The 19,819-nt window shown below is 53.9% G+C and carries 17 protein-coding genes; 12 read left to right on the top strand and 5 right to left on the bottom strand.

The window, feature by feature from the left end:
• Window positions 1–36 precede the first annotated feature (36 nt).
• The 4 genes from asd to rsgA all read right to left on the bottom strand — a co-directional run bounded on the left by asd (window position 37) and on the right by rsgA (window position 4,680).
• Complete coding sequence (gene asd, locus OCU43_RS18865; RefSeq protein WP_091361214.1) at window positions 37–882, bottom strand: archaetidylserine decarboxylase; 846 nt, start codon at window positions 880–882, stop codon at window positions 37–39.
• 99 nt (window positions 883–981) lie between these two features.
• Window positions 982–1,794: a sulfurtransferase gene (locus tag OCU43_RS18860; RefSeq protein WP_091361216.1), complete on the bottom strand. Its 813-nt coding sequence runs from the start codon at window positions 1,792–1,794 to the stop codon at window positions 982–984.
• Window positions 1,791–3,641, bottom strand: coding sequence for an HDOD domain-containing protein (locus OCU43_RS18855; protein ID WP_091361217.1), 1,851 nt, complete (start codon window positions 3,639–3,641; stop codon window positions 1,791–1,793). Before OCU43_RS18855 ends, OCU43_RS18860 begins: the two co-directional genes overlap by 4 nt.
• A gap of 16 nt (window positions 3,642–3,657) precedes the next feature.
• Window positions 3,658–4,680 (bottom strand): small ribosomal subunit biogenesis GTPase RsgA, encoded by a 1,023-nt coding sequence (gene rsgA, locus OCU43_RS18850; RefSeq protein ID WP_091361219.1) that lies wholly within the window; start codon window positions 4,678–4,680, stop codon window positions 3,658–3,660.
• 97 nt (window positions 4,681–4,777) lie between these two features.
• On the opposite strand from rsgA, the gene orn reads away from it, so the two are divergent.
• The 3 genes from orn (at window position 4,778) to OCU43_RS18835 (ending at window position 8,368) form a co-directional block, all read left to right on the top strand.
• On the top strand, window positions 4,778–5,320 hold the full coding sequence (orn, locus tag OCU43_RS18845) for an oligoribonuclease (protein ID WP_091361220.1): 543 nt from the start codon (window positions 4,778–4,780) through the stop codon (window positions 5,318–5,320).
• Window positions 5,321–5,432: 112 nt separating this feature from the next.
• Window positions 5,433–7,262: an EAL domain-containing protein gene (locus OCU43_RS18840; protein ID WP_091361222.1), complete on the top strand. Its 1,830-nt coding sequence runs from the start codon at window positions 5,433–5,435 to the stop codon at window positions 7,260–7,262.
• A gap of 113 nt (window positions 7,263–7,375) precedes the next feature.
• Entirely contained in the window at window positions 7,376–8,368 is a 993-nt protein-coding gene (locus OCU43_RS18835) for a patatin-like phospholipase family protein (RefSeq protein WP_091361223.1), read from the top strand.
• A 30-nt stretch (window positions 8,369–8,398) separates the two neighbouring features.
• Here OCU43_RS18835 and queG read toward each other — a convergent pair whose 3' ends face one another.
• Window positions 8,399–9,523: a tRNA epoxyqueuosine(34) reductase QueG gene (gene queG / locus OCU43_RS18830; RefSeq protein ID WP_091361225.1), complete on the bottom strand. Its 1,125-nt coding sequence runs from the start codon at window positions 9,521–9,523 to the stop codon at window positions 8,399–8,401.
• Between the two features lie 46 nt (window positions 9,524–9,569).
• Here queG and OCU43_RS18825 point away from each other — a divergent pair, with 46 nt between their 5' ends.
• The 9 genes from OCU43_RS18825 to hflC all read left to right on the top strand — a co-directional run bounded on the left by OCU43_RS18825 (window position 9,570) and on the right by hflC (window position 19,686).
• A complete protein-coding gene (locus OCU43_RS18825) occupies window positions 9,570–11,072 on the top strand; it encodes an NAD(P)H-hydrate dehydratase (protein ID WP_091361226.1) in 1,503 nt (500 codons plus the stop codon).
• Window positions 11,073–11,083: 11 nt separating this feature from the next.
• Window positions 11,084–11,557 carry a tRNA (adenosine(37)-N6)-threonylcarbamoyltransferase complex ATPase subunit type 1 TsaE gene (tsaE, locus tag OCU43_RS18820; protein WP_091361228.1) on the top strand — a complete coding sequence of 158 codons (474 nt, stop codon included), beginning with the start codon at window positions 11,084–11,086 and terminating at the stop codon, window positions 11,555–11,557.
• Between the two features lie 109 nt (window positions 11,558–11,666).
• On the top strand, window positions 11,667–13,019 hold the full coding sequence (locus OCU43_RS18815; protein WP_245756629.1) for an N-acetylmuramoyl-L-alanine amidase family protein: 1,353 nt from the start codon (window positions 11,667–11,669) through the stop codon (window positions 13,017–13,019).
• A 22-nt stretch (window positions 13,020–13,041) separates the two neighbouring features.
• Window positions 13,042–14,937 (top strand): DNA mismatch repair endonuclease MutL, encoded by a 1,896-nt coding sequence (mutL, locus tag OCU43_RS18810; RefSeq protein ID WP_091361231.1) that lies wholly within the window; start codon window positions 13,042–13,044, stop codon window positions 14,935–14,937.
• A complete protein-coding gene (gene miaA, locus OCU43_RS18805; protein ID WP_091361233.1) occupies window positions 14,903–15,877 on the top strand; it encodes a tRNA (adenosine(37)-N6)-dimethylallyltransferase MiaA in 975 nt (324 codons plus the stop codon). Before mutL ends, miaA begins: the two co-directional genes overlap by 35 nt.
• Window positions 15,878–15,995: 118 nt before the next feature.
• Window positions 15,996–16,232 (top strand): RNA chaperone Hfq, encoded by a 237-nt coding sequence (gene hfq, locus OCU43_RS18800; RefSeq protein ID WP_091361235.1) that lies wholly within the window; start codon window positions 15,996–15,998, stop codon window positions 16,230–16,232.
• Between the two features lie 8 nt (window positions 16,233–16,240).
• Entirely contained in the window at window positions 16,241–17,560 is a 1,320-nt protein-coding gene (gene hflX / locus OCU43_RS18795) for a ribosome rescue GTPase HflX (RefSeq protein WP_091361237.1), read from the top strand.
• A gap of 54 nt (window positions 17,561–17,614) precedes the next feature.
• Window positions 17,615–18,808: an FtsH protease activity modulator HflK gene (gene hflK / locus OCU43_RS18790; protein WP_091361239.1), complete on the top strand. Its 1,194-nt coding sequence runs from the start codon at window positions 17,615–17,617 to the stop codon at window positions 18,806–18,808.
• Window positions 18,808–19,686 carry a protease modulator HflC gene (hflC, locus tag OCU43_RS18785; protein WP_091361241.1) on the top strand — a complete coding sequence of 293 codons (879 nt, stop codon included), beginning with the start codon at window positions 18,808–18,810 and terminating at the stop codon, window positions 19,684–19,686. The genes hflK and hflC overlap by 1 nt, the downstream gene beginning before the upstream one ends.
• Window positions 19,687–19,819 lie beyond the last annotated feature (133 nt).

Below are 19,819 nucleotides of genomic sequence, written 5' to 3'. Positions count from 1 at the left end.
TGGCGAGTCACGCAGTGACGTTCTTGCACGGCTCGTTCACGAGCCACTGATCGCCTGCCCAAGACGCACCGGATCATCCGCTTTCAGTGTCCCTGACCATTCTATCGCATCTTTACCAAATAGCAGCACAACGGTCGACCCGAGCTTAAAGCGGCCCATCTCGTCGCCCTGTTGTAGCACGACCGGCTCAACCGGTTTGTGATGGTCTGTACGCCAGCCGTGTTTCTGCGGTGGGGCCACCTGACCGCCCCAGACCGTTTCAATACCCGCGACAATCATCGCTCCGACCAGTACCATCGCCATCGGCCCCAGCTCTGTATCAAATATAGCGATCAATCGCTCATTTCGGGCAAACAGATTATCGACCCCTTTGGCGGTGGTCTGATTGACTGAGTAGAGATCGCCCGGAACATAAATTGTTTCCCGCAGGGTGCCGGTAACCGGCATATGCACACGGTGGTAATCACTGGGGGACAGATAGATAGTGGCAAAGTGACCATGGATAAACTCCTGTGCCAGATCTGCGTGGCCGCCTAACAGGGTACTGAGACCGTAACCCCGGCCTTTCGCCTGCATAATTCGGCCATAATCGATACCACCGATCTGACTGATCGCGCCGTCGGCAGGAGATACCACGGCGGCGTCATCAAGTGGGCGCATTCCGGGTTTCAGGGCGCGGGTAAAGAAGGCGTTGAAGTTGTCAAACTGATCCAGATCCTCAATCAGTGCTTCACTCATATTGACCCGGTAGTGTCTGGCAAATGTCTTAATAAAAGGGCGCTTGATCCAGTTGCAGCGGCTCTCAGCCAGATAACCTACCGCCCGGGATAGCAGGTGTTGGGGCAGTATGTGTTGCAGCAGAATAAACAGGGAGTCTTTCACAGTCAGGTTTCCGAAAAATAGGTCAAATAGTTCTGTTAAATATTATCGTTGAACAGAGGTGTGGATGATCGCGGCGGTAGAACAGCGGCGTTGCTAACATCAGGTCTCAATCGGCGTATCATCCCGGTTACCCCATTCAAACCAGGAGCCATCGTAGCAGCGTACCTTGTCGAACCCAAGGTGTTTTGTGAACAGATAGCTCAGGCCTGAGCGGCGGTGAGTCTGGCAGTGGGTGATGATGGTCTTATCCGGGGTAACACCCAGGGCGTTGAGTTCTGCCATTATCTCCGCGGCAGGTCGCAGTTGAGGCTGTTCGCTGGACACCAGGGCGCGGGTCCATTCATAGTTTACCGCGCCGGGAATATGTCCCCCCCGTTTGGCGTTAATGATCTTCTCGCCCGTGAACTCTGCGGGGGAACGGACATCGAGAACGATATGGTCACTGGCATCCAGATGGTCGTAGATATAGGCGATATCTGCCAGATACTCTGATGTTAAGGTTACCGGGTAGAGGGTTGGGGTCGGGGTGTTTATCTGGGTTTCCAGTGGCAATCCCGCTTCAATCCAGCCCACCAGATGGCCATTCACAAATGAGCAGCGCTGGTGGCCGATACTGTTCAGGGTCCAGATCATCCGTCCGGCCCAGGGCCCCATCTGGTCATCGTAAACAACCACATGCCGTTCAGGGGTCAGACCGATCTCCCCCAGCAATCTACTGAGCTGTTCAGGCTCAGGGATTTTGTTTGGCACCTCGCCATGACCCCGTAACAGTCTGGCCGGGTCCATATGTATGGCGCCGGGGATATGCCCCTTGTGATAGTTTTCTGCTGAAGAGAGATCAAGAATCAGCAGATTTGCGGTGGATAGTTGTTCTGATAGCTGCTGAGGGGAGATAACTAGTGGCAGGCTCATTTTTTGGCTCCGGCGCGTAATTTATAAACATGGTCCAGACAGCGTCCGGCGCTATTACACAGATCTTTAAACTTTTTATGATGAAAGGTCTGCACCCCATCGGCAGTGTTATCCCGGTCAGCGTAGATAATAACCACCGAGCGGTTACTGGCGATCAGTGACATCAGCAGATAGTCCTCCTGACTGACATGGCGGCTGAAGGTGGCCGGCAACATTGTTCTGACCTGTTCTCGGTTGGTCTGGTTAATCAGCAGACATCCCGGTTTTTCATTCAGACGGCTGAACAGACTCTTGGGCCCCAGAATATGGGTCGAGTGTGGCAGGGGGTGGTCATCGGCAAAACCGGTGGCTTTAACAACTTTCAGGGAGTTACTTTTCGGTGGCAGGATAATCAGTGCAGCGCGTTGCATACCCAGCCCGGCAATGAGCGCTTTTAGCAGATCATTAAGCACCTGGGCGCCCTGGCTGTAGTAATCCCCTAACTCATTGAATCGCTGCAGATACTGCCGGTAGAGGTTCTTATCGAGAAAGTCAGCATCGGGCACAGAGTCTCGTTCAGCTGTTCTGATCGCCGGCTGAGTTTCGGGGCCGCCGACCGGCTCATCCTCTGCCGGGTTTTGCGCTTTAGCCGGGATCTCCAGCGTTGCGGCTTCCTGGGCCGGGTTCTGTTGATGACCCTTTGACGCGACCTCATCTCGGCTGATACGACCCGCATCAGGTTGATCGGTTGCGGCTTCAGCTGCCACACGTTGGGGTGGGGTCGGCCGGTTAACCGTTGTGGTTGCGTGGGTTTTGGCGGACTCAGATATTGATTTATCATGAGGCAGTTGAAAGAGTTTTCTGTCTGTTGCGGTCAGTCTGTATGTGGGAGACAGATCCGATTCAAGCATCAGCATCTCGGCGGCAGGGGCGAGTGTTCCGGCGACATGATAGTTGCGCGAAGCCATAACGCAGTTTCGATGCAGGAACGCGAAGGTACGGTTGAGTTCGCCTCGCAGGTAATCATTGATGATGTCGATCAGGTGGAGAGTTGCTTCTTTACCCCAGCCATAGTTGGCCGTCAGCGCCAGCAGATTACCCAGTTTGACCGGGAAAAACTTTTGCTGTGTCAGATGATTTAACTGGCGCAACTGGTCACCATCCAGTCGGGGATCACTCAGGGCGCGCTGGTGTAATTGCAGGATCATCTGACGATTCAGGGGGGTACTGTTCTCCAGCGTCACTCTGGCCAGTGACGAAACTGGCCAGAGGCTCAGCAGTCGCTTGGAGATGCCATCAATAGTGCAGCCCAGTACCCGGGTTTCAGCCAGTTCAGGACCGACATCTTTTTCGCGGATCATGATCTGGATTTTAACCATATGCTGAGGGGCAAAATACCACAGCAGCCAGTGACCTATGTTGTAAAACAGCGCGGCGAGATAGCTCTCTTCGGCAAACATACCGCCACGGCACTGTTTCAGCCACTGATGCACCTGAGTTGCAGCATGATGACTGTTGGCAACGGCCCGGAAATACATTTTCTGCGCGGTACTGGCTGGATTCAGGCGGAGGGTGGGCAGACTGTTGATCAGCTGTTCCAGTTTATGCATCCCCAGTGAGCCGATGGCGTGATCGATACTGGTGATCTCTGACTGCTTCTCATCATGCAGCCTTCCCGCCGCCAGTGCCACGTGAAAGCAGAGCAGAGGATCGCTTTTGATCAGCTTGCTCAGATGGTTGACTGAGCAGTTCGGGTCGGCCAGTTTTTTTTGTAGCCGTTTGATGATGCTGAGTCTGACCGGTGGCTGTTTTTCACTGAGAAAGTGGTACCACTGCTCAGCATTCTGCGGAATCTGTTGTTCGGTCATTGGTCCTGCTGCCCCGTCAGTCCTGATTCAGGGTATTCAGAATATGCTTGTAGCTGTTTACCCGTTGCTCACTGATCTTACCCTCTTCGATGGCCTGTTTGATAGCGCAGCCGGGCTCCTTTTCATGGTTGCAGTCCCTGAACTTACAGTAGCCGATAAAAGGGGCAAACTCGCGAAACCCATCGAGAAGATTATGTTCATTAATGTGCCACAGGGCAAACTCCCGGATTCCGGGGGAGTCGATCAGGTCGCCCCCATCAGGAAAGTGAAACAGCCGGGCGGTGGTGGTGGTATGGGTGCCTTTGCGGGTGGCCTCGGACAGAGCCCCCACTTTGAGATCTATTCCCGGTAGCAGGGCGTTAATCAGTGATGATTTGCCCACTCCTGACTGGCCGACAAACACACTGATACGGTTATTCAGCTGTTGTCGCAGAGGAGCCAGCCCCTCTTTGTCCATCGATGAAACCTGCATCACCTGATAACCGATGGAGCGATAGAGGTCGACCATCGTGTCTACCCGTTGGCGATTTTCATCGTTTAGCAGATCGGTTTTGTTGAGCAGGATGACCGGTTCGATGCCACTGAGTTCGGCAGCCACCAGATAGCGATCGATCAGATTGTAATGGGCCAGCGGTTCAACGGCGATGGTGATCACGATCTGATCGATATTGGCTGCTACCGGCTTGAGTTCACCGTGGTTGTTTGGCCGTTGCAGAATCGTGCTGCGTGGCTGGGTGGCCACCACCACACCATATTCAGCTCCGGCGCGCCAGATTACCCGGTCTCCGGTCACCAGCGTGTCGAGATTGGTGCGCATATGACAGCGAAAGATCTGCCCGGCAGCATCGCCTTCCTGCGCTTCAACGTCGACCTGCCGGCCAAAGTGGGAGATGATCTGGCCGTGTTGTTCCGGCCCCAGATCACCGCCTTCCAGTTGCTGATCGATATCTGAATCTTTGCGCGCTGCTCGCTGGGCGCGCTCGTCCTGAATCTTCTGTACGCGCCAGGTCTGGCGTCGGGTAAGCTTACGTTTCGACATTTATCAGCTAATTCTGGTATAGGGGTGAATTTTCACAGCATGCTAAGGTATTCTATTAAGCACTAATTTTACAGTACTGGTACTAAGGAATACTAATATGTCACGGCAGAATAACCTGATCTGGATCGATCTTGAGATGACCGGTCTGGATCCGGAGCATGACAGAATCATCGAGATCGCCACTATCGTAACAGATTCGCAGCTGAATATTCTGGCAGAAGGGCCAAATCTGGTGGTTCATCAGTCTGATGAGTTGTTAAACGGTATGGATGAATGGTGTACCAGGCAGCATGGTCAGTCTGGTCTGACGCAGAAAGTGCGCGACTCTCTGATTAGTGAGCGGCAGGCTGAACTGGATACTATTGAGTTTGTTCTTGAGTATGTGGATAAAGGCGCGTCACCCATTTGTGGCAACTCAATTGGTCAGGATCGCCGTTTTCTGGTGAAGTATATGCCGGAGCTGGAAGCGTTTTTCCATTACCGTAATTTGGATGTCAGCACTATCAAAGAGCTGGCCCGGCGCTGGGCGCCAGAGGTGCTGGATGGCGTGGTAAAAAAAGGCAGTCATCTGGCGCTGGATGATATTAAAGACTCAATTAATGAGTTAAAGCACTATCGTGAAACATTTTTTAAGTTATAAGGTATAGGTCTGAAGTACGCTCCCATTATGGGGGGAGAGCTCTGAGTCGGATGAAGACTTAGCCCTCTTTCTGTCATATGCTTACTGGTGAACCGGAACCTGGACACTGCTCATGATTGATGAAATCGATAGTGTAAACTCATTTGACCAACCGCCTGTTGAAGAGCGGGCGATGTCGGTTGAAGAGCTGGATAAGATCCTCAGGTTGCAACAATCTATTTTTGCTCAGGTAGCTGGCAACGCTGAGTACATCGATACCCTCAACGCTTTGTGTAGCATGGCGGAGCAACTGCTACCAGATTCTGTCGCTTCAGTGATGTTGCGCGATGAACAGAGTGGTCTGCTCAATGTGCTGGTTGCTCCCAGTGTACCGCAGCAGGGGGTGGATGCGTTACAGGGCCTGGCCCCAGGGCCTGGCAGCGGATCCTGCGGCAATGCGGTGATGCGCAATGAGCCGGTGTTCGTCAGAGACACATTCAATGATCCCCGCTGGCAGGATCTCAGGCAACTGGCTCATGATTTTAATCTGCGCGCCTGCTGGTCGATGCCGGTGCGCAATAATGATGGCAAGGTCATCGGTTCGTTTGCGCTCTCCTCTTTTGAGCAGCGCGCGCCATCGGCTTTTCATATTCGTTTGCTGGATGTCGGTGCCTCGATGGTGAATATCGTGCTGGCGAAACAGTATCAGGAGCAGGCGCTGGAAGAGCAACGAAAGCAGCTGATAACGGCGCTTGAGTGCGACAGCCTGACAGCCCTGCCGAATCAGTCAAAACTGAAGGTGCAGCTGAAAAACTGTATCGCTATGCAATCTCTGTTGTTGATCAATCTGGACAACTTCCGTTTTATCAATACCGCTTATGGTCCCTCCTTTGGTGATCTGTTTCTCTGTCAGGTGGCCCAGATGCTGCAGCAGCAGTTTCCCGAGGCTGAGTTATACCGTATCAATGCGGATGAGTTTGCCCTGTATTACCGGCTGCCGACCGATCTGCAACAACAGATTGAGCGGTTCAGGGAGTATCTGTTCGGGCACCCGTTGAAGATTGACGACCAGCTGTTCAGTGTCACCTTTACTGCGGGCGGAGCATCAGGGCGTAAAAACCTGCTGGAACAGGCCGTTCAGGCGATGAGCCAGGCAAAAGCACGGGGTAAAAACCGTTATCACATCTATGATGCCGAACGGGATGAACCTGATCAGGCATTGCGCCGTGAGTATATCCGCTGGAATGCTATGCTGCATCAGGCACTGAATGAGGGGCGGGTGAAACCGTACTTTCAGGGGGTTCGAGATAATAGTAGTGGCGACATTGTCAGTTATGAGGCGCTGGTGCGTCTTGAGGATAGTGGCAAGGTCTATACCCCCTACCATTTCTTTAATGCGGTCAGGCTGTCCGGTCTGTTTCCCACCATTACCCGTCTGGTGATTGATAAGGGGCTGGCTGAGATTGCCGGTAGCGGATTGATTCTGTCGGTTAATATCACCGAAGATGATCTGCTGCTGGAGTATCTGGAAGCCTATCTGACAGAGAAGACGGCCGCCTACGGGGTGGCGCCGGAACAGGTTGTCCTGGAGATTCTTGAGGGAATCAGCTCTTCAGGCAAGAAGAATCACATTGCTCAGTTAATCCGGCTTAAGGATCTGGGGTATAAACTGGCTATCGACGATTTTGGCACTGAGTATTCCAATTTCGAACGCCTGCTTGAGTTACACGTCGATTTTGTCAAGATCGACGCGAAATATATCAAAAATATCGCTACCGATAGGAAAAGCTATGAGATTACCCGGGCAATCGTCTTTTTTGCCCGAAACGCTGGCATCAAAACAGTTGCTGAATTTGTGCATAATGATGCGGTGCAGCAGGTGGTTGAATCATTAGGGATCGACTATTCTCAGGGCTATCTGTTTAGCGAACCAGTCGCTAAAATTGCCCATGATCACAAGTAAATAGTAAGAGTCGTGTTCCACTTACCCTTCTGAGCAAGCGAAAACTATTCATCTCTAATTCATCTCCCTGATGTTATTTTTGTGCATTGCACAATAATATCCGGGAGGTGTGTATGAAGCCTGTTTCTATCAATCTTGCATTGCAGGGAGGTGGTGCTCACGGGGCATTTACCTGGGGCGTGCTGGATCGTTTGCTGGAGGAGTCCTGGATCAGCTTTGATGGTGTCAGTGGCACCAGTGCCGGAGCTATGAATGCGGTAATGCTGGCTGAGGGCTGGCGCAAAGGAGGTCGTAGCGGCGCTAAAGCGCAGTTAGCGTTGTTCTGGCTGGCGGTTGCTTCCAGTGATTTTTCGATTCGTTTGCCGGAGCAACTGGAGGGAGCGGTGACCCGTTTCTGGCTGCATGCGATGCGCTACCTTTCCCCCTATGATCTCAATTTGCTGGATATCAATCCTCTCGAAGATCTGTTACTGGGGCAGGTGAATTTCGAACAGCTGAGGCAGAACTGCCCGTTTAAGCTGTTTATTGCGGCCACCGAAGTGGCCACGGGAAAGTTAACCCTGTTTAATGAGGCTGAACTGGATCTGCCCCATCTGCTGGCGTCGGCCTGTCTGCCTAATATCCATAAAGCGATTGAAATTGACGGAGCGTTCTACTGGGATGGTGGATTTTCCGGCAACCCCGCAGTGTTTCCGCTGATCTATGAGTGTGCTGCGGATGATGTGCTGATTGTTCTGTTGCAGTCGTTGCAACGGGACCCGTTGCCGGTTTCCGCAGAACATATTGCGGCGCGGGTGACAGAGCTAGGGTTTCAGAGCACCTTTATGCGGGAGATGCGAACCATCACCAATATCCGCAACTACAGTTCCGGCTGGCGCTGGCGGCAGGGCTGGGCGGAACGTAAGGTAAACGGCATGCGCTGTCACCTGCTGGAGAGTGATCCCCTTTTAGCGGGACTGGATGGGGCCAGTAAGTATGATAACAGTAAGCAATTTCTAACCGGACTGATGGAGTCTGGCCGGGAGGCAGGTGAACACTGGCTGTCTGCCCATGGTGCCCAGTTAGGAAAGCGGGAAAGTTGTGATCTTAACGCCCTGTTTAGTTAAGCAGATCCATGAGTATGTGGGGCTCTTTATTCAGTCCGGCAGTGTTGCTGACCGGCGGTGGCTCAGGATGGGAGGTTGCTGGTCTGCATTGCGGCTTTGCAGATGCTGGAGTGCCCAGAGGGCGTGCTCCCTTACCAGTGGATCATCTCCATCGATCATGCTCTGTAGCGCGTTCAGTACCTGTTCGCCGCCGCGGCTGTTACCCAGAGCAACGGCGATATTGCGTTGCCAGCCGCTGTAGCCGGTGCGCCGGATCGCTGACCCTTCTGTGCGTTTCAGAAAGGTCGCTTCACTCCACTGCTGAAGCTCCAGCAGCGATATGCGGTCAAGGTTATGGCGTGGCGTAAAATCAGTCTCGTCGCTGTGCTTTGCAAAACGGTTCCAGGGACAGATCAACTGGCAGTCATCACAGCCGAAGATCCGGTTGCCAATCAAAGGCCGGAACGCGGTAGGAATAGAGCCCTTCAGTTCGATCGTCAGGTAAGAGATGCAACGCCGCGCATCCAGTTGATAGGGCGCGACAATCGCCTGGGTCGGGCAGATATCGATACACGCCTGGCACTGGCCACAGTGTTCCTCTTCGTAGGGGGGATCGACCGGCAGTGGCAGATCGACAAACAGTTCCCCCAGCAGAAACCAGGAGCCGGCCTGACGATTTAAAATCAGGGTATGCTTGCCCTGCCAGCCCAGACCGCTGTTGCGGGCCAGCGGCCTCTCCAGTACCGGGGCGCTGTCGACAAAGGCACGATAACCGAACTGACCGATCAATGTTTCCATCTGTTTGCCCAGCTGGGTCAGCTTTTTGCGCATCACCTTGTGATAATCCCGTCCCATGGTATAGCGGGATATATATGCCTGATCCAGGTTTTTCAGCACGCTGATGGTTTTTGTATCGGGGGGCAGGCAGTTCATGCGGACACAGATAATACGCTGAGTGCCCTCGGTGAGCAGTGCCGGGTTGATCCGTTTATCGAAGTGGTTTTCCAGATAGCCCATCTCTCCCTGATAGCCTTTATCGAGCCAGGCTTTAAGGGGCGCTGCTTCCGCACTCAGGTCGGTGCCGGTGATGCCGCACTGCTGAAACCCCAGGGAGATGGCCATCGCTTTGATCTGATCCGCCAGGGTTTGCAGTATTTCAGGGTCGTATTGAGTCATCGGCGCTATATAATGAAGTTAGGAAAAGCCTTTCAGAGAATATGTTATGTCACATTCTGACCTGCCAGCATCATTATACACAGCGAAACAGACCCGCGCTCTTGATCAGACAGCGATAGCGTCGGGTGTGCCGGGTTTTAAACTGATGCAACGGGCTGGGCATGCCGCCTTTGACCGTTTACGGCAGCGCTGGCCCGACGTTCGGAAGCTGACGCTGTTGTGTGGCGGTGGCAATAATGGTGGGGATGGCTTTGTGGTGGCGGTGCTGGCGCAGCGTTTGGGTATGCAGGTGCAATTGCTCTGTGTCGGTGGCGATGATTTTGCCGCGCGGTTGTCCGGTGAAGCATTGCAGGCCTGGGAGTGGTTGCAGGCGGAATCTGTGGCGTGGCAGCTGTACCACGGGCAGACTTTCACCGGCGAACTTATCATTGATGGGCTGTTGGGGACCGGGATTAGCGGTGAGGTACGCGACCCATTCCGCACTGCGATTAAACAGATTAACCGGGCGGGCCTGCCGGTTGTGGCGCTGGATATCCCATCGGGTTTATGCAGTGATACCGGCGCAGTTCTCGGCGTTGCTGTGCGGGCCGATATGACGGTGACCTTTATCGGTGTTAAGCGCGGATTGCTGACCCATGAGGGGCCGGCGTTTACCGGAGAGCTACTGTTTGACGGATTGCGTGTCAGTGATGATGTTTATGAGTCGGTGGATGTCGCTGGATTTATCACCGGTGCAGATGATCTCAGCCACCTGTTACCGCCCCGGAATAAAACCACTCACAAGGGTGATTGTGGTCATGTGTTGGTGATTGGCGGCGATACCGGTATGGGCGGCGCGGCAATTATGGCGGCCCAGGCAGCCGGGCGCTGTGGTGCCGGGCTGGTGACGGTTGCGACCCGGGCTGAACATCTTTCGGCACTGTTGTCCCGCTACCCTGAAGCGATGGCGGTGGGGGTTCGTTCAGGTAGCGAGCTGGAACCCTTTATTGAACGGGCTGATGTGCTGGTGGTGGGACCGGGTCTGGGGAAAAACGCCTGGGGGGAGCAGTTGCTGATGCAGGCGCTGAGCGCTGACAAACCGCTGGTGCTGGACGCGGATGCGTTGAACCTGCTGACGCTTCGCCGGGAGTTTGGCCAGCGCAATGGTGAGCGCTGGGTAATCACGCCACATCCGGGGGAAGCCGCCCGGCTGTTGGGCTGTAGCGTTGCCGGATTGCAGGCTGACCGGTTTGCCGCGGTGGTTGAGTTGCAGGCCGCATTTGGCGGGGTTGCGCTGTTGAAGGGACCGGGAAGTCTGAGTTTTGATGGCGACGCGCTGCATCTGAATCCTACCGGAAACCCGGGGATGGCCAGCGGAGGCATGGGGGATGTATTGAGCGGCGTGATCGGCGCGCTGATCGCTCAGGGGTTGTCTGCTGCCGATGCGACCCGCCTGGGGGCCTGGTTGCATGGTGCTGCAGCAGACCGTAGTGCTGCACTTTATGGCTCCCGAGGTATGCAAGCGACCGATCTGTTGGCACAATTACGCCTGTTGGTTAATGGTTTGTAAGGAAGGGCAGAGTGCCGCAGAAATCTGATTACAGTGTGTTTATTGCCGATGAAGCGGCAATGGTTATGTTTGGGCAGCAGATTGCCCGTGCAACCACCGGCGGAGAGGTAATCTTTCTTGAGGGAGACCTGGGTATGGGTAAAACCACCCTGAGTCGTGGTGTTTTGCAGGGCTTTGGTCATCAAGGCTCGGTTAAGAGTCCGACCTATACACTGGTTGAACCCTATGAACTGGGCGATATAACGGTGTTTCATTTTGATCTGTATCGGCTGGGAGACCCTGAGGAGCTCGAATACCTGGGTATCAGGGACTATTTTACCGATCAGAGTATCTGTCTGATTGAGTGGCCTGAACGGGGAGAGGGGGCGTTGCCGCTGGCGGATCTGATACTGAATATTACGGTGGAACAACGGGGCCGTCGGATAAACTGGCACCCGCAGACTGAAAAAGGCCGGCAACTGGCCGATAAGCTGATAGTCAGTTGATACGTTTGGCAGGCAGCCTGTCAGCAGGTATGTTGTAATGGATATATTCAGAGCGTATGTGAGCGCTTGATTTAGGGGCTTGGGTTGTAACAGTACGATGAGAAACCGAATGATACGACGGGCGGGACTGATAGTATTGCTTTTGAGCTGCTGGTTGAGGGCGGCTGGTGGCTATGCGGCTGAAGTTCATAATGTGCGGGTGTGGATCGCTCCGGATCATGCCCGGTTGGTGTTCGATCTGTCCTCGGAAGTACAGCATAAGCTGTTTACTCTGAAGAAGCCTGACCGCATCGTATTGGATGTCTCCGATGCGTCGCTGCAATCCAATCTGGAAACCGTTGACCTGTCTGGCAGTCCCGTATCACTGATCCGTTCCGGTTCCCGTAATGGTGGTAAAGATCTGCGCATCGTGCTTGATCTTAAAGAGCATGTGAAGCCGAAGAGCTTTGCCCTCAAACCGAATGATCAGTACGGGCACCGGCTGGTGCTCGACCTTTATCGTGATGTGGCGCCTGAAGCCCCGCAGAAAACTGCAGTGGCGTCTGCAGACGATCCGGCAGCGTTGCGGGATATCGTGATTGCCATTGATGCCGGGCACGGCGGTGAAGACCCCGGGGCTATTGGTCCCGGACGGGTCAAGGAGAAAACCGTGGTGCTGGGGATCGCCCGGGAGCTCAATGCGCTTCTGCAAAAGGAGCGGGGGTTTCAGCCTAAACTGACCCGTGATGGGGATTACTATATCAGTCTGCGCAGCCGTACCGAACGGGCGCGTAAGATGAACGCAGATATGTTTGTCTCGATCCATGCGGATGGCTTTCGCGATCACCGTGCCCGGGGGGCTTCGGTCTGGGTGCTCTCCCCCCGGGGGGCCAGTAGTGAGATGGGACGCTGGCTGGCGCAGAAAGAGAACAGTGCCGATCTGATTGGTGGCGTGGGCGGCGTGAGTCTGGAGGATAAAGATGATGTGCTGGCCAAGGTGTTACTGGATATGTCGATGACCGCCAGTCGCAGTGATAGTCGGGATATCGCCCGCAGTATCCATAAAAATATGAGTAAGTTTGCCAAAATGCATAAAAAGCGGGTTGAACAGGCGGGATTTGTGGTTTTGAAGTCTCCTGATATCCCCTCTATTCTGGTCGAAACCGGTTTTATCACCAACCATGATGAGGCGGCCAAGCTGAAGTCTAAGGCGTATCAGCGAAAGATGGCCGAGGCCATTTTTGCCGGCATCAAAGCCCATTTCTCGGCTAAGCCCCCTGCGCTGACCTGGCTTGCCTGGCAAAAAGAGGGGCGGGGCACCACCAGGGCAACACCCTCCAGCTACAAGGTGGTGCGGGGGGACACTCTCTCTGTTATTGCCAGCAGGAACGGTGTATCGTTGTCCGCACTACGCAAGGCGAACGGGCTTAGCAATGCTGACCAGATACTGGTTGGTCAGGTGCTGAAGATCCCTGCCAGTTAAATAACTATTTGTAATCTGTGATATGTCCCGAATACACCTGCTGACCCCCCGGCTGGCGAACCAGATCGCCGCCGGTGAAGTTGTTGAACGTCCCGCCTCGGTTGTGAAAGAGATCCTTGAGAACAGTCTTGATGCGGGAGCGGGCCGGATTGAGCTGGATATCGAGCAGGGCGGAGTCAAGCTGATCCGCCTGCGGGACGATGGACAGGGGATAGAGAAAGATGATCTGCCGCTGGCGTTGAGTCGCCACGCCACCAGTAAAATACTCAATCTAGACGATCTTGAAGCGGTCGAAAGTCTCGGCTTTCGCGGCGAAGCGCTGGCATCGATCAGTTCGGTGTCCCGTCTGACGCTCACCTCACGAACCGCGGATCAGGAGGCGGGCTGGCAGGTGCAGACGGAGGGGCGGGATATGGTCGCTGAGGTGTCGCCCGCAGCGCACCCTCAGGGCTCTACAGTCGAAGTGCGGGATCTGTTTTTTAATACCCCGGCGCGGCGCAAATTTCTGAAAACGGAAAAAACTGAGTTTAAACACCTGGAAGAGGTGGTGAAACGGCTGGCACTGAGCCGCTTTGATGTTGGATTTACACTGCGACATAACCAGAAAGTGATCCATCAGTTGCGTCCCGCCATCAGCGAAACCGAACAGGAACGGCGAATTTCGACCCTGCTGTCGCCGGCATTTATTGAAAATGCAATGAAAGTGGATGTCAGTGCCGAAGCCTCCGGGCTGCGTTTATGGGGCTGGGTGGCGCTGCCTACCTTCTCCCGCAGTCAGGCGGACCTGCAGTACTTTTTTGTCAATGGCCGGATTATCCGCGATAAAGTGGTTGCCCATGCATTGCGCCAGGCCTATCAGGATGTCCTCTACCATGGGCGGCATCCGGCTTATGTTCTTTATATGGAGCTGGATCCGAAGCTGGTGGATGTCAATGTGCATCCTACCAAGCATGAGGTGCGCTTCCGTGAGACCCGTCTGGTGCATGATTTTATCTTCCGCACCACTCATCGGGTGATAGCCGATATCCGTCCGGAGCAGGGCAGTGAACCGGCGATCTCCGGTGCTTCCGCCAGTCACCTGTTGAATGCTGCCCCGGGACAGCCCTTGGCGCAGCAGAGTTTTGAGCAGGGCCGCATGCCCCTGCATCAGTTGCAGGGTGGTTCTGGCAGCACTGCCGGTGCCGGATCCGCCTTTCGTGGTACGTATCAGTCAGATCGCCCGGCTGCTGGCCAGATTCGCGATCAGATCTCCGCCTATGGTGCGCTGCATCCTCAGGGAGATTCTGCCACTGGCATGCAGTCGGCCTCTATGCCGCAGGCGGATGATACCGAGTGTCCGCCGCTGGGATACGCTATTGCTCAGCTGCACGGCGTGTTTGTTCTGGCACAGAATGATGCCGGTCTGGTGGTGGTGGACATGCATGCCGCCCACGAGCGGGTGGTATATGAACGGATGAAGCAGGCGTATGAGATGGAGGGGGTTCGCAGTCAGCCGTTGCTGGTGCCCGTGAGTATGGCGGTCAGTTCTATGGAAGCCGATTGTGCTGAGGAGCAGGCACAGGTGTTCTCGAAGCTCGGTTTTGAGATCGCCCGGATGGGAGAGGAAACTCTGGTTGTGCGCCAGGTGCCGGTGGCACTGGCCAGCGCCGATATCAGTAAACTGATTCTCGATGTGCTGGGGGATATGGCGCAGTTTGGTACCAGTCAGAAGATTCAGCAACACACCAATGAGTTGCTGGCGACCATGGCTTGTCACGGTTCTGTGCGGGCCAACCGGCAACTGACTATTCCTGAGATGAACGCATTGTTGCGGGATATGGAGAGTACCGAACGCAGCGGGCAGTGTAACCATGGCCGACCCACCTGGACACAGATGTCGATGAATGATCTCGACAGTCTGTTTATGCGGGGACAGTAAATTGGCTGATCAGTTGCCGCCAGCCATCTTTCTGATGGGGCCGACCGCGTCCGGCAAAACAGATCTGGCGATGGCGCTCTGTGATCGCTTGCCCTGCGACATTATCAGTGTTGATTCGGCGATGATCTACCGGGAGATGAATATCGGCACCGCGACGCCGGATGCAGAGTTTCTGTCCCGTTACCCCCACCGACTGGTGAATATCCTTGATCCGGCTGAGAGTTACTCAGCGGCTGATTTCAGAACCGATGCTCTGCGAGAGATGGCTGAAATCACGGCAGCAGGGCGGATTCCGCTGCTGGTAGGTGGCACCATGCTCTATTATCAGGCACTGCTCAAAGGTCTGGCTACCCTGCCGCAGGCGGATCAGTCGATCCGTGAGCGTCTGGTTAAGGAGGCTGAACAATCAGGCTGGGAGGCGCTGCATCAGCGTTTGCAGCAGGTGGATCCGGTGGCCGCGCAGCGTATCCATCCGAATGATCCGCAACGGATGCAGCGGGCGCTGGAGGTGTATGAGCTGACCGGACGTTCGATGACTGAGTTGTGGCAGGAGCAGGAGTCACAACGGTTGCCCTATCGTGTCACCCAGCTCTGCGTTATGCCGGGTGAACGTAAAACTCTTCATGAGCGGATTGAACAGCGCTTTCATATTATGCTGGAACAGGGATTTGAGGCTGAGGTCAGGGCGCTCTGGGAACGTGGCGATCTCAATCTGCAGATGCCTTCGGTGCGCTGCGTTGGTTATCGGCAGATGTGGGAGTATTTCGAGGGCGTTTGGGATTACCCGACAATGATCGAAAAAGGTGTCATCGCGACGCGACAATTAGCAAAACGACAGGTCACCTGGCTGCGTAGTTGGGATAATCTGCATCATTTTGAATCGGCAGACCCTAATTTAACTAATAATGCCTTGAAATTGTTGGATGGGATCATTATATAATGCAGTACTGAAAATAACTTTTGGGCTGTCCGGCTTTTTAGAGGCAGCATTTTGTATCGCGGGCTATAAAATATAGCTGACCAGCGCTGCATTACTTAGTCTTAGGAAGGAGCTTCCAATGTCAAAAGGGCAATCTCTACAAGACCCTTATCTGAACGTACTGCGTAAAGAACGGGTACCTGTTTCGATTTTTCTTGTAAATGGTATCAAACTTCAGGGACAGATTGAGTCCTTTGACCAGTTCGTTATCCTGCTAAAGAATACTGTCAGCCAGATGGTATACAAGCACGCTATTTCTACTGTGGTTCCAGCCCGTCCGGTAAAACTACCGCAGGGTGACGAATCGACCGACTGAGGTATTCATTGTTCTTTGAGCGCCCTGAGTCTGGCGAATGCGCCATACTAGTTCATATCGATATGGCAGATGAGGTGGACCGAGAAAGTCCTAAAGAGCTCGAAGAGCTTGCCCTGTCTGCTGGTGCAGATCCGGTAGCCTTTCTCACCGGATCTCGCAGTCTCCCAAATCCGAAAACGTTCATCGGCTCTGGTAAGGTAGAGGAGCTGAAGGATCTTGTGCACCTGCATCAGGCTGAACTGGTGATTTTTAATCACAGTCTGAGTCCCGGGCAGGAGCGTAACATCGAGCGTGAGATCGAATGTCGTGTACTTGACCGTACCGGCCTGATTCTGGATATTTTTGCCCAGCGGGCACGCACCCATGAAGGTAAGCTTCAGGTTGAGCTAGCTCAGCTTGAGCATATGTCGACCCGATTGGTGCGCGGCTGGACCCACCTGGAACGACAGAAAGGGGGGATCGGTCTGCGTGGTCCGGGTGAAACCCAGCTGGAAACCGACCGCCGGCTGTTGCGGGCGCGTATAAAAAGCATTCTTAAACGGCTGGAAAAGGTGCGCAAACAGCGCGAGCAGGGGCGTCGTGCCCGCAGCCGCTCCGAGGTGCCAACAATCTCATTGGTTGGTTATACCAATGCGGGTAAATCAACGCTGTTTAATCGTATTACTGATGCTGAGGTTTATGCTGCAGATCAGTTGTTTGCGACGCTGGATCCTACCCTGCGCCGGATCGATCTGGCGGATGTGGGGGCCGCAATCCTGGCTGATACTGTGGGCTTTATCCGTCATCTGCCCCATAAGCTGGTTGAAGCGTTCCGTGCTACTCTGCAGGAAACGACTGAGGCAGACCTGCTGCTGCATGTTATCGATGCCTACGATGAAGATCGGCAGTCACATATGGACGAGGTGCACTCTGTCCTGAAAGAGATCGGTGCCGATGAGGTGCTGACTCTCGAAGTTTATAACAAGATCGATATGCTTGAGCGAGCTGAAGCACGTATCGACCGTAATGATGAGGGAAGGCCTGTACGGGTCTGGTTATCTGCAGTCTCAGGTGAGGGGATCGATCTGCTATTTCAGGCGATCACTGAGCTGCTGGCTGGCGATATCTTCCATGAACAGCTGAGCTTACGACCGGAGGAGGGTGGTTTGCGTGCCCAGCTTTATGCTCAGGGGGCTGTTCTGAATGAAGTGGTGGATGATCAGGGAGTTATCGATCTGGAGGTTCGTATTCAGAAAAAAGATCTGCTGCAGCTATTAAGTCGTATGAACATAGCACCAGAGCGCTATCTTGGCGTTAATGTCAACAAACCCGAGTGGTTGCATAGTTAAGTTATGCTGCTTACAATTTTTTAATGGTTTAAACAGTTCTAGACGGAGTACAGTATGGCTTGGAATGAGCCTGGTGGTAACGGGAATAATCAGGACCCCTGGAATAACGGCGGTGACCGTCGCGGTGGTGGTAAAAAGGATCAGGGACCGCCTGATCTGGATGAGGCTCTGCAGAAACTGCAGGAAAAGCTGAACGGTATATTCGGTAAAGGTGGTGGCAATAAAGGCAGCGGTGGTTCCGGTTCCGGCCCTTCGGCGGGCTCTTCCGCCGGTATGCTGGTGGTGGTTGCTGTTGTGTTGCTGGTTGGCTGGGCGGCGATGGGTTTCTACACCGTGGACCAGCAGGAGCGTGGTGTTGTGTTGCGGCTGGGTAAATATCACGAAACCGTGATGCCGGGCCTGCAATGGAATCCGCCACTGATTGATGATGTTACCACTGAAAACGTGACCCGCGTCAGTGCCTATGAGCACCGTTCACTGATGCTGACTGAAGATGAAAATATCGTCGATGTCAGTATGACTGTTCAGTACGTCATCTCTGATCCGGTCAAGTATGTGCTTAAGGTTCGTGACCCTAAGTCCAGCCTGGAACATGCATCTGAATCTGCGCTGCGTCATACCGTTGGCTCCTCTGAAATGAACTCAATTCTGACCGCTGGTCGTGAGGTGCTGGGTAATGATGTGAAGGAGCGGCTGCAGAACTATATGGATGGTTATCAGACCGGTCTGCGGATTACGCAGATCAATATCAAGGAAGCGAAAGCGCCGTCCCAGGTTCAGGATGCTTTTGATGATGTGATTAAGGCCCGTGAGGATGAGCAGCGCTCTATTAACCAGTCTGAATCTTACCGTAACGGTATTGTCCCTGAGGCGCGTGGTAATGCACAGCGGATGAAAGAGGAAGCGAACGGTTATCGTGAGCGGGTTGTGGCGCAGGCTGAGGGTGATGCAAAGCGCTTTACTTCGCTGCTGACTGAATATCAGAAAGCCCCTGAGGTGACTCGTGAGCGTCTCTATCTGGATGCCATGGAATCCGTGTATGCCAGCAATGCTAAAGTGCTGGTCGATGTAGAGGGAGGGAACAATATGATGTACCTGCCTCTGGATAAGCTGACAGAGAGCCGGCCCCGTACGGCAACCGGCAGTAGTAACAGTCGTTTAAGCAGTTCTGAACTGCGGGATGTGACTAATCAGGTTATGGAACAGCTTCGTCAGCGTCAGCAATCGACATCACGGGAGGTACGCTAATGTCAGGTAAATCTATGACGGGATTGGTAATCGCGCTGTTAATTATCGTGGTTGGCTATAACTCCCTGTATATCATTAAAGAGACTGATCGGGCGGTACTGCTGAAGTTTGGTGAGATCGTTAATCCGGATATTAAGCCTGGCTTGCATATCCGCTGGCCAATTATCAATAAGGTGCGTAAGTTTGATGGTCGGGTGCAGACGCTGGATGCGCAGCCGCAGTCGTACCTGACGGTTGAGAAGAAGCGACTGATTGTTGACTCATTTATTAAGTGGCGTGTCATCGATCCGCAGAAATACTATACCGCCACCTCGGGTGACGAGTATAAAGCGGCAGAGCTGTTGTTCCCGAACGTTGATGCAGGTCTGCGGAATCAGTTTGGTGAGCGTACCCTGACCGAGGTGGTTTCCGGTGAGCGCGATGAGTTGATGCTTGAACTGGTCGACTCCCTGAGCGTTCAGACCAAGGAAGAGCTGGGTATTGAGATGATCGATATTCGCGTCAAGAAGATTGATCTGCCGCAGGAGGTGTCTGCCTCTGTTTACGAGCGGATGCGTACTGAGCGTGAACGGGAAGCCCGTGAGTTGCGTTCCCGTGGTAAAGAGCTGGCTGAGGGTATTCAGGCGGATGCCGATCGTCAGAAAGCGGTTATCGAAGCGAATGCTTATCGTGATGCGCAGCAGGTTCGTGGTGAGGGTGATGCCATGGCGGCCAAGATCTATGCTGAAGCCTACAATAAGGACCCCGAGTTTTATGCCTTTTACCGCAGTCTGAATGCGTACAAAGAGGCGTTTAATCAACAGGGCGATATTATGGTGCTCAAGCCTGACAGTGATTTCTTCCGCTATCTGGGAAATTCCAGCGGAAAGGGCAAGTGATCGCAATGCGCCGATTGTAGTATAAAAAATCCACGGAATAGGCTGCACTAACTGCCCTGTTCCGTGGTAGAATTCCGCAACCGGGTTTTGACCCGGTTTTTTTATGTGGCGGCCGTGCCGCTGTGTTGAGGTG

It is taken from the genome of Amphritea atlantica (genome assembly GCF_024347255.1).
GTDB classification, from domain to species: domain Bacteria; phylum Pseudomonadota; class Gammaproteobacteria; order Pseudomonadales; family Balneatricaceae; genus Amphritea; species Amphritea atlantica.
This window is presented reverse-complemented; position numbering and strand designations above follow the sequence as displayed.

What these genes read in the sequence shown, in the direction of transcription:
- hflC (WP_091361241.1), top strand. Translation starts at nt 18,808, where the DNA reads ATGTCAGGTAAATCTATGACGGGATTGGTAATCGCGCTGTTAATTATC.
- OCU43_RS18840 (WP_091361222.1), top strand. Translation starts at nt 5,433, where the DNA reads ATGATTGATGAAATCGATAGTGTAAACTCATTTGACCAACCGCCTGTT.
- hflK (WP_091361239.1), top strand. Translation starts at nt 17,615, where the DNA reads ATGGCTTGGAATGAGCCTGGTGGTAACGGGAATAATCAGGACCCCTGG.
- OCU43_RS18835 (WP_091361223.1), top strand. Translation starts at nt 7,376, where the DNA reads ATGAAGCCTGTTTCTATCAATCTTGCATTGCAGGGAGGTGGTGCTCAC.
- OCU43_RS18815 (WP_245756629.1), top strand. Translation starts at nt 11,667, where the DNA reads ATGATACGACGGGCGGGACTGATAGTATTGCTTTTGAGCTGCTGGTTG.
- rsgA (WP_091361219.1), bottom strand. Translation starts at nt 4,680, where the DNA reads ATGTCGAAACGTAAGCTTACCCGACGCCAGACCTGGCGCGTACAGAAG.
- hfq (WP_091361235.1), top strand. Translation starts at nt 15,996, where the DNA reads ATGTCAAAAGGGCAATCTCTACAAGACCCTTATCTGAACGTACTGCGT.
- queG (WP_091361225.1), bottom strand. Translation starts at nt 9,523, where the DNA reads ATGACTCAATACGACCCTGAAATACTGCAAACCCTGGCGGATCAGATC.
- OCU43_RS18860 (WP_091361216.1), bottom strand. Translation starts at nt 1,794, where the DNA reads ATGAGCCTGCCACTAGTTATCTCCCCTCAGCAGCTATCAGAACAACTA.
- mutL (WP_091361231.1), top strand. Translation starts at nt 13,042, where the DNA reads ATGTCCCGAATACACCTGCTGACCCCCCGGCTGGCGAACCAGATCGCC.
- OCU43_RS18825 (WP_091361226.1), top strand. Translation starts at nt 9,570, where the DNA reads ATGTCACATTCTGACCTGCCAGCATCATTATACACAGCGAAACAGACC.
- OCU43_RS18855 (WP_091361217.1), bottom strand. Translation starts at nt 3,641, where the DNA reads ATGACCGAACAACAGATTCCGCAGAATGCTGAGCAGTGGTACCACTTT.
- miaA (WP_091361233.1), top strand. Translation starts at nt 14,903, where the DNA reads ATGATCTCGACAGTCTGTTTATGCGGGGACAGTAAATTGGCTGATCAG.
- orn (WP_091361220.1), top strand. Translation starts at nt 4,778, where the DNA reads ATGTCACGGCAGAATAACCTGATCTGGATCGATCTTGAGATGACCGGT.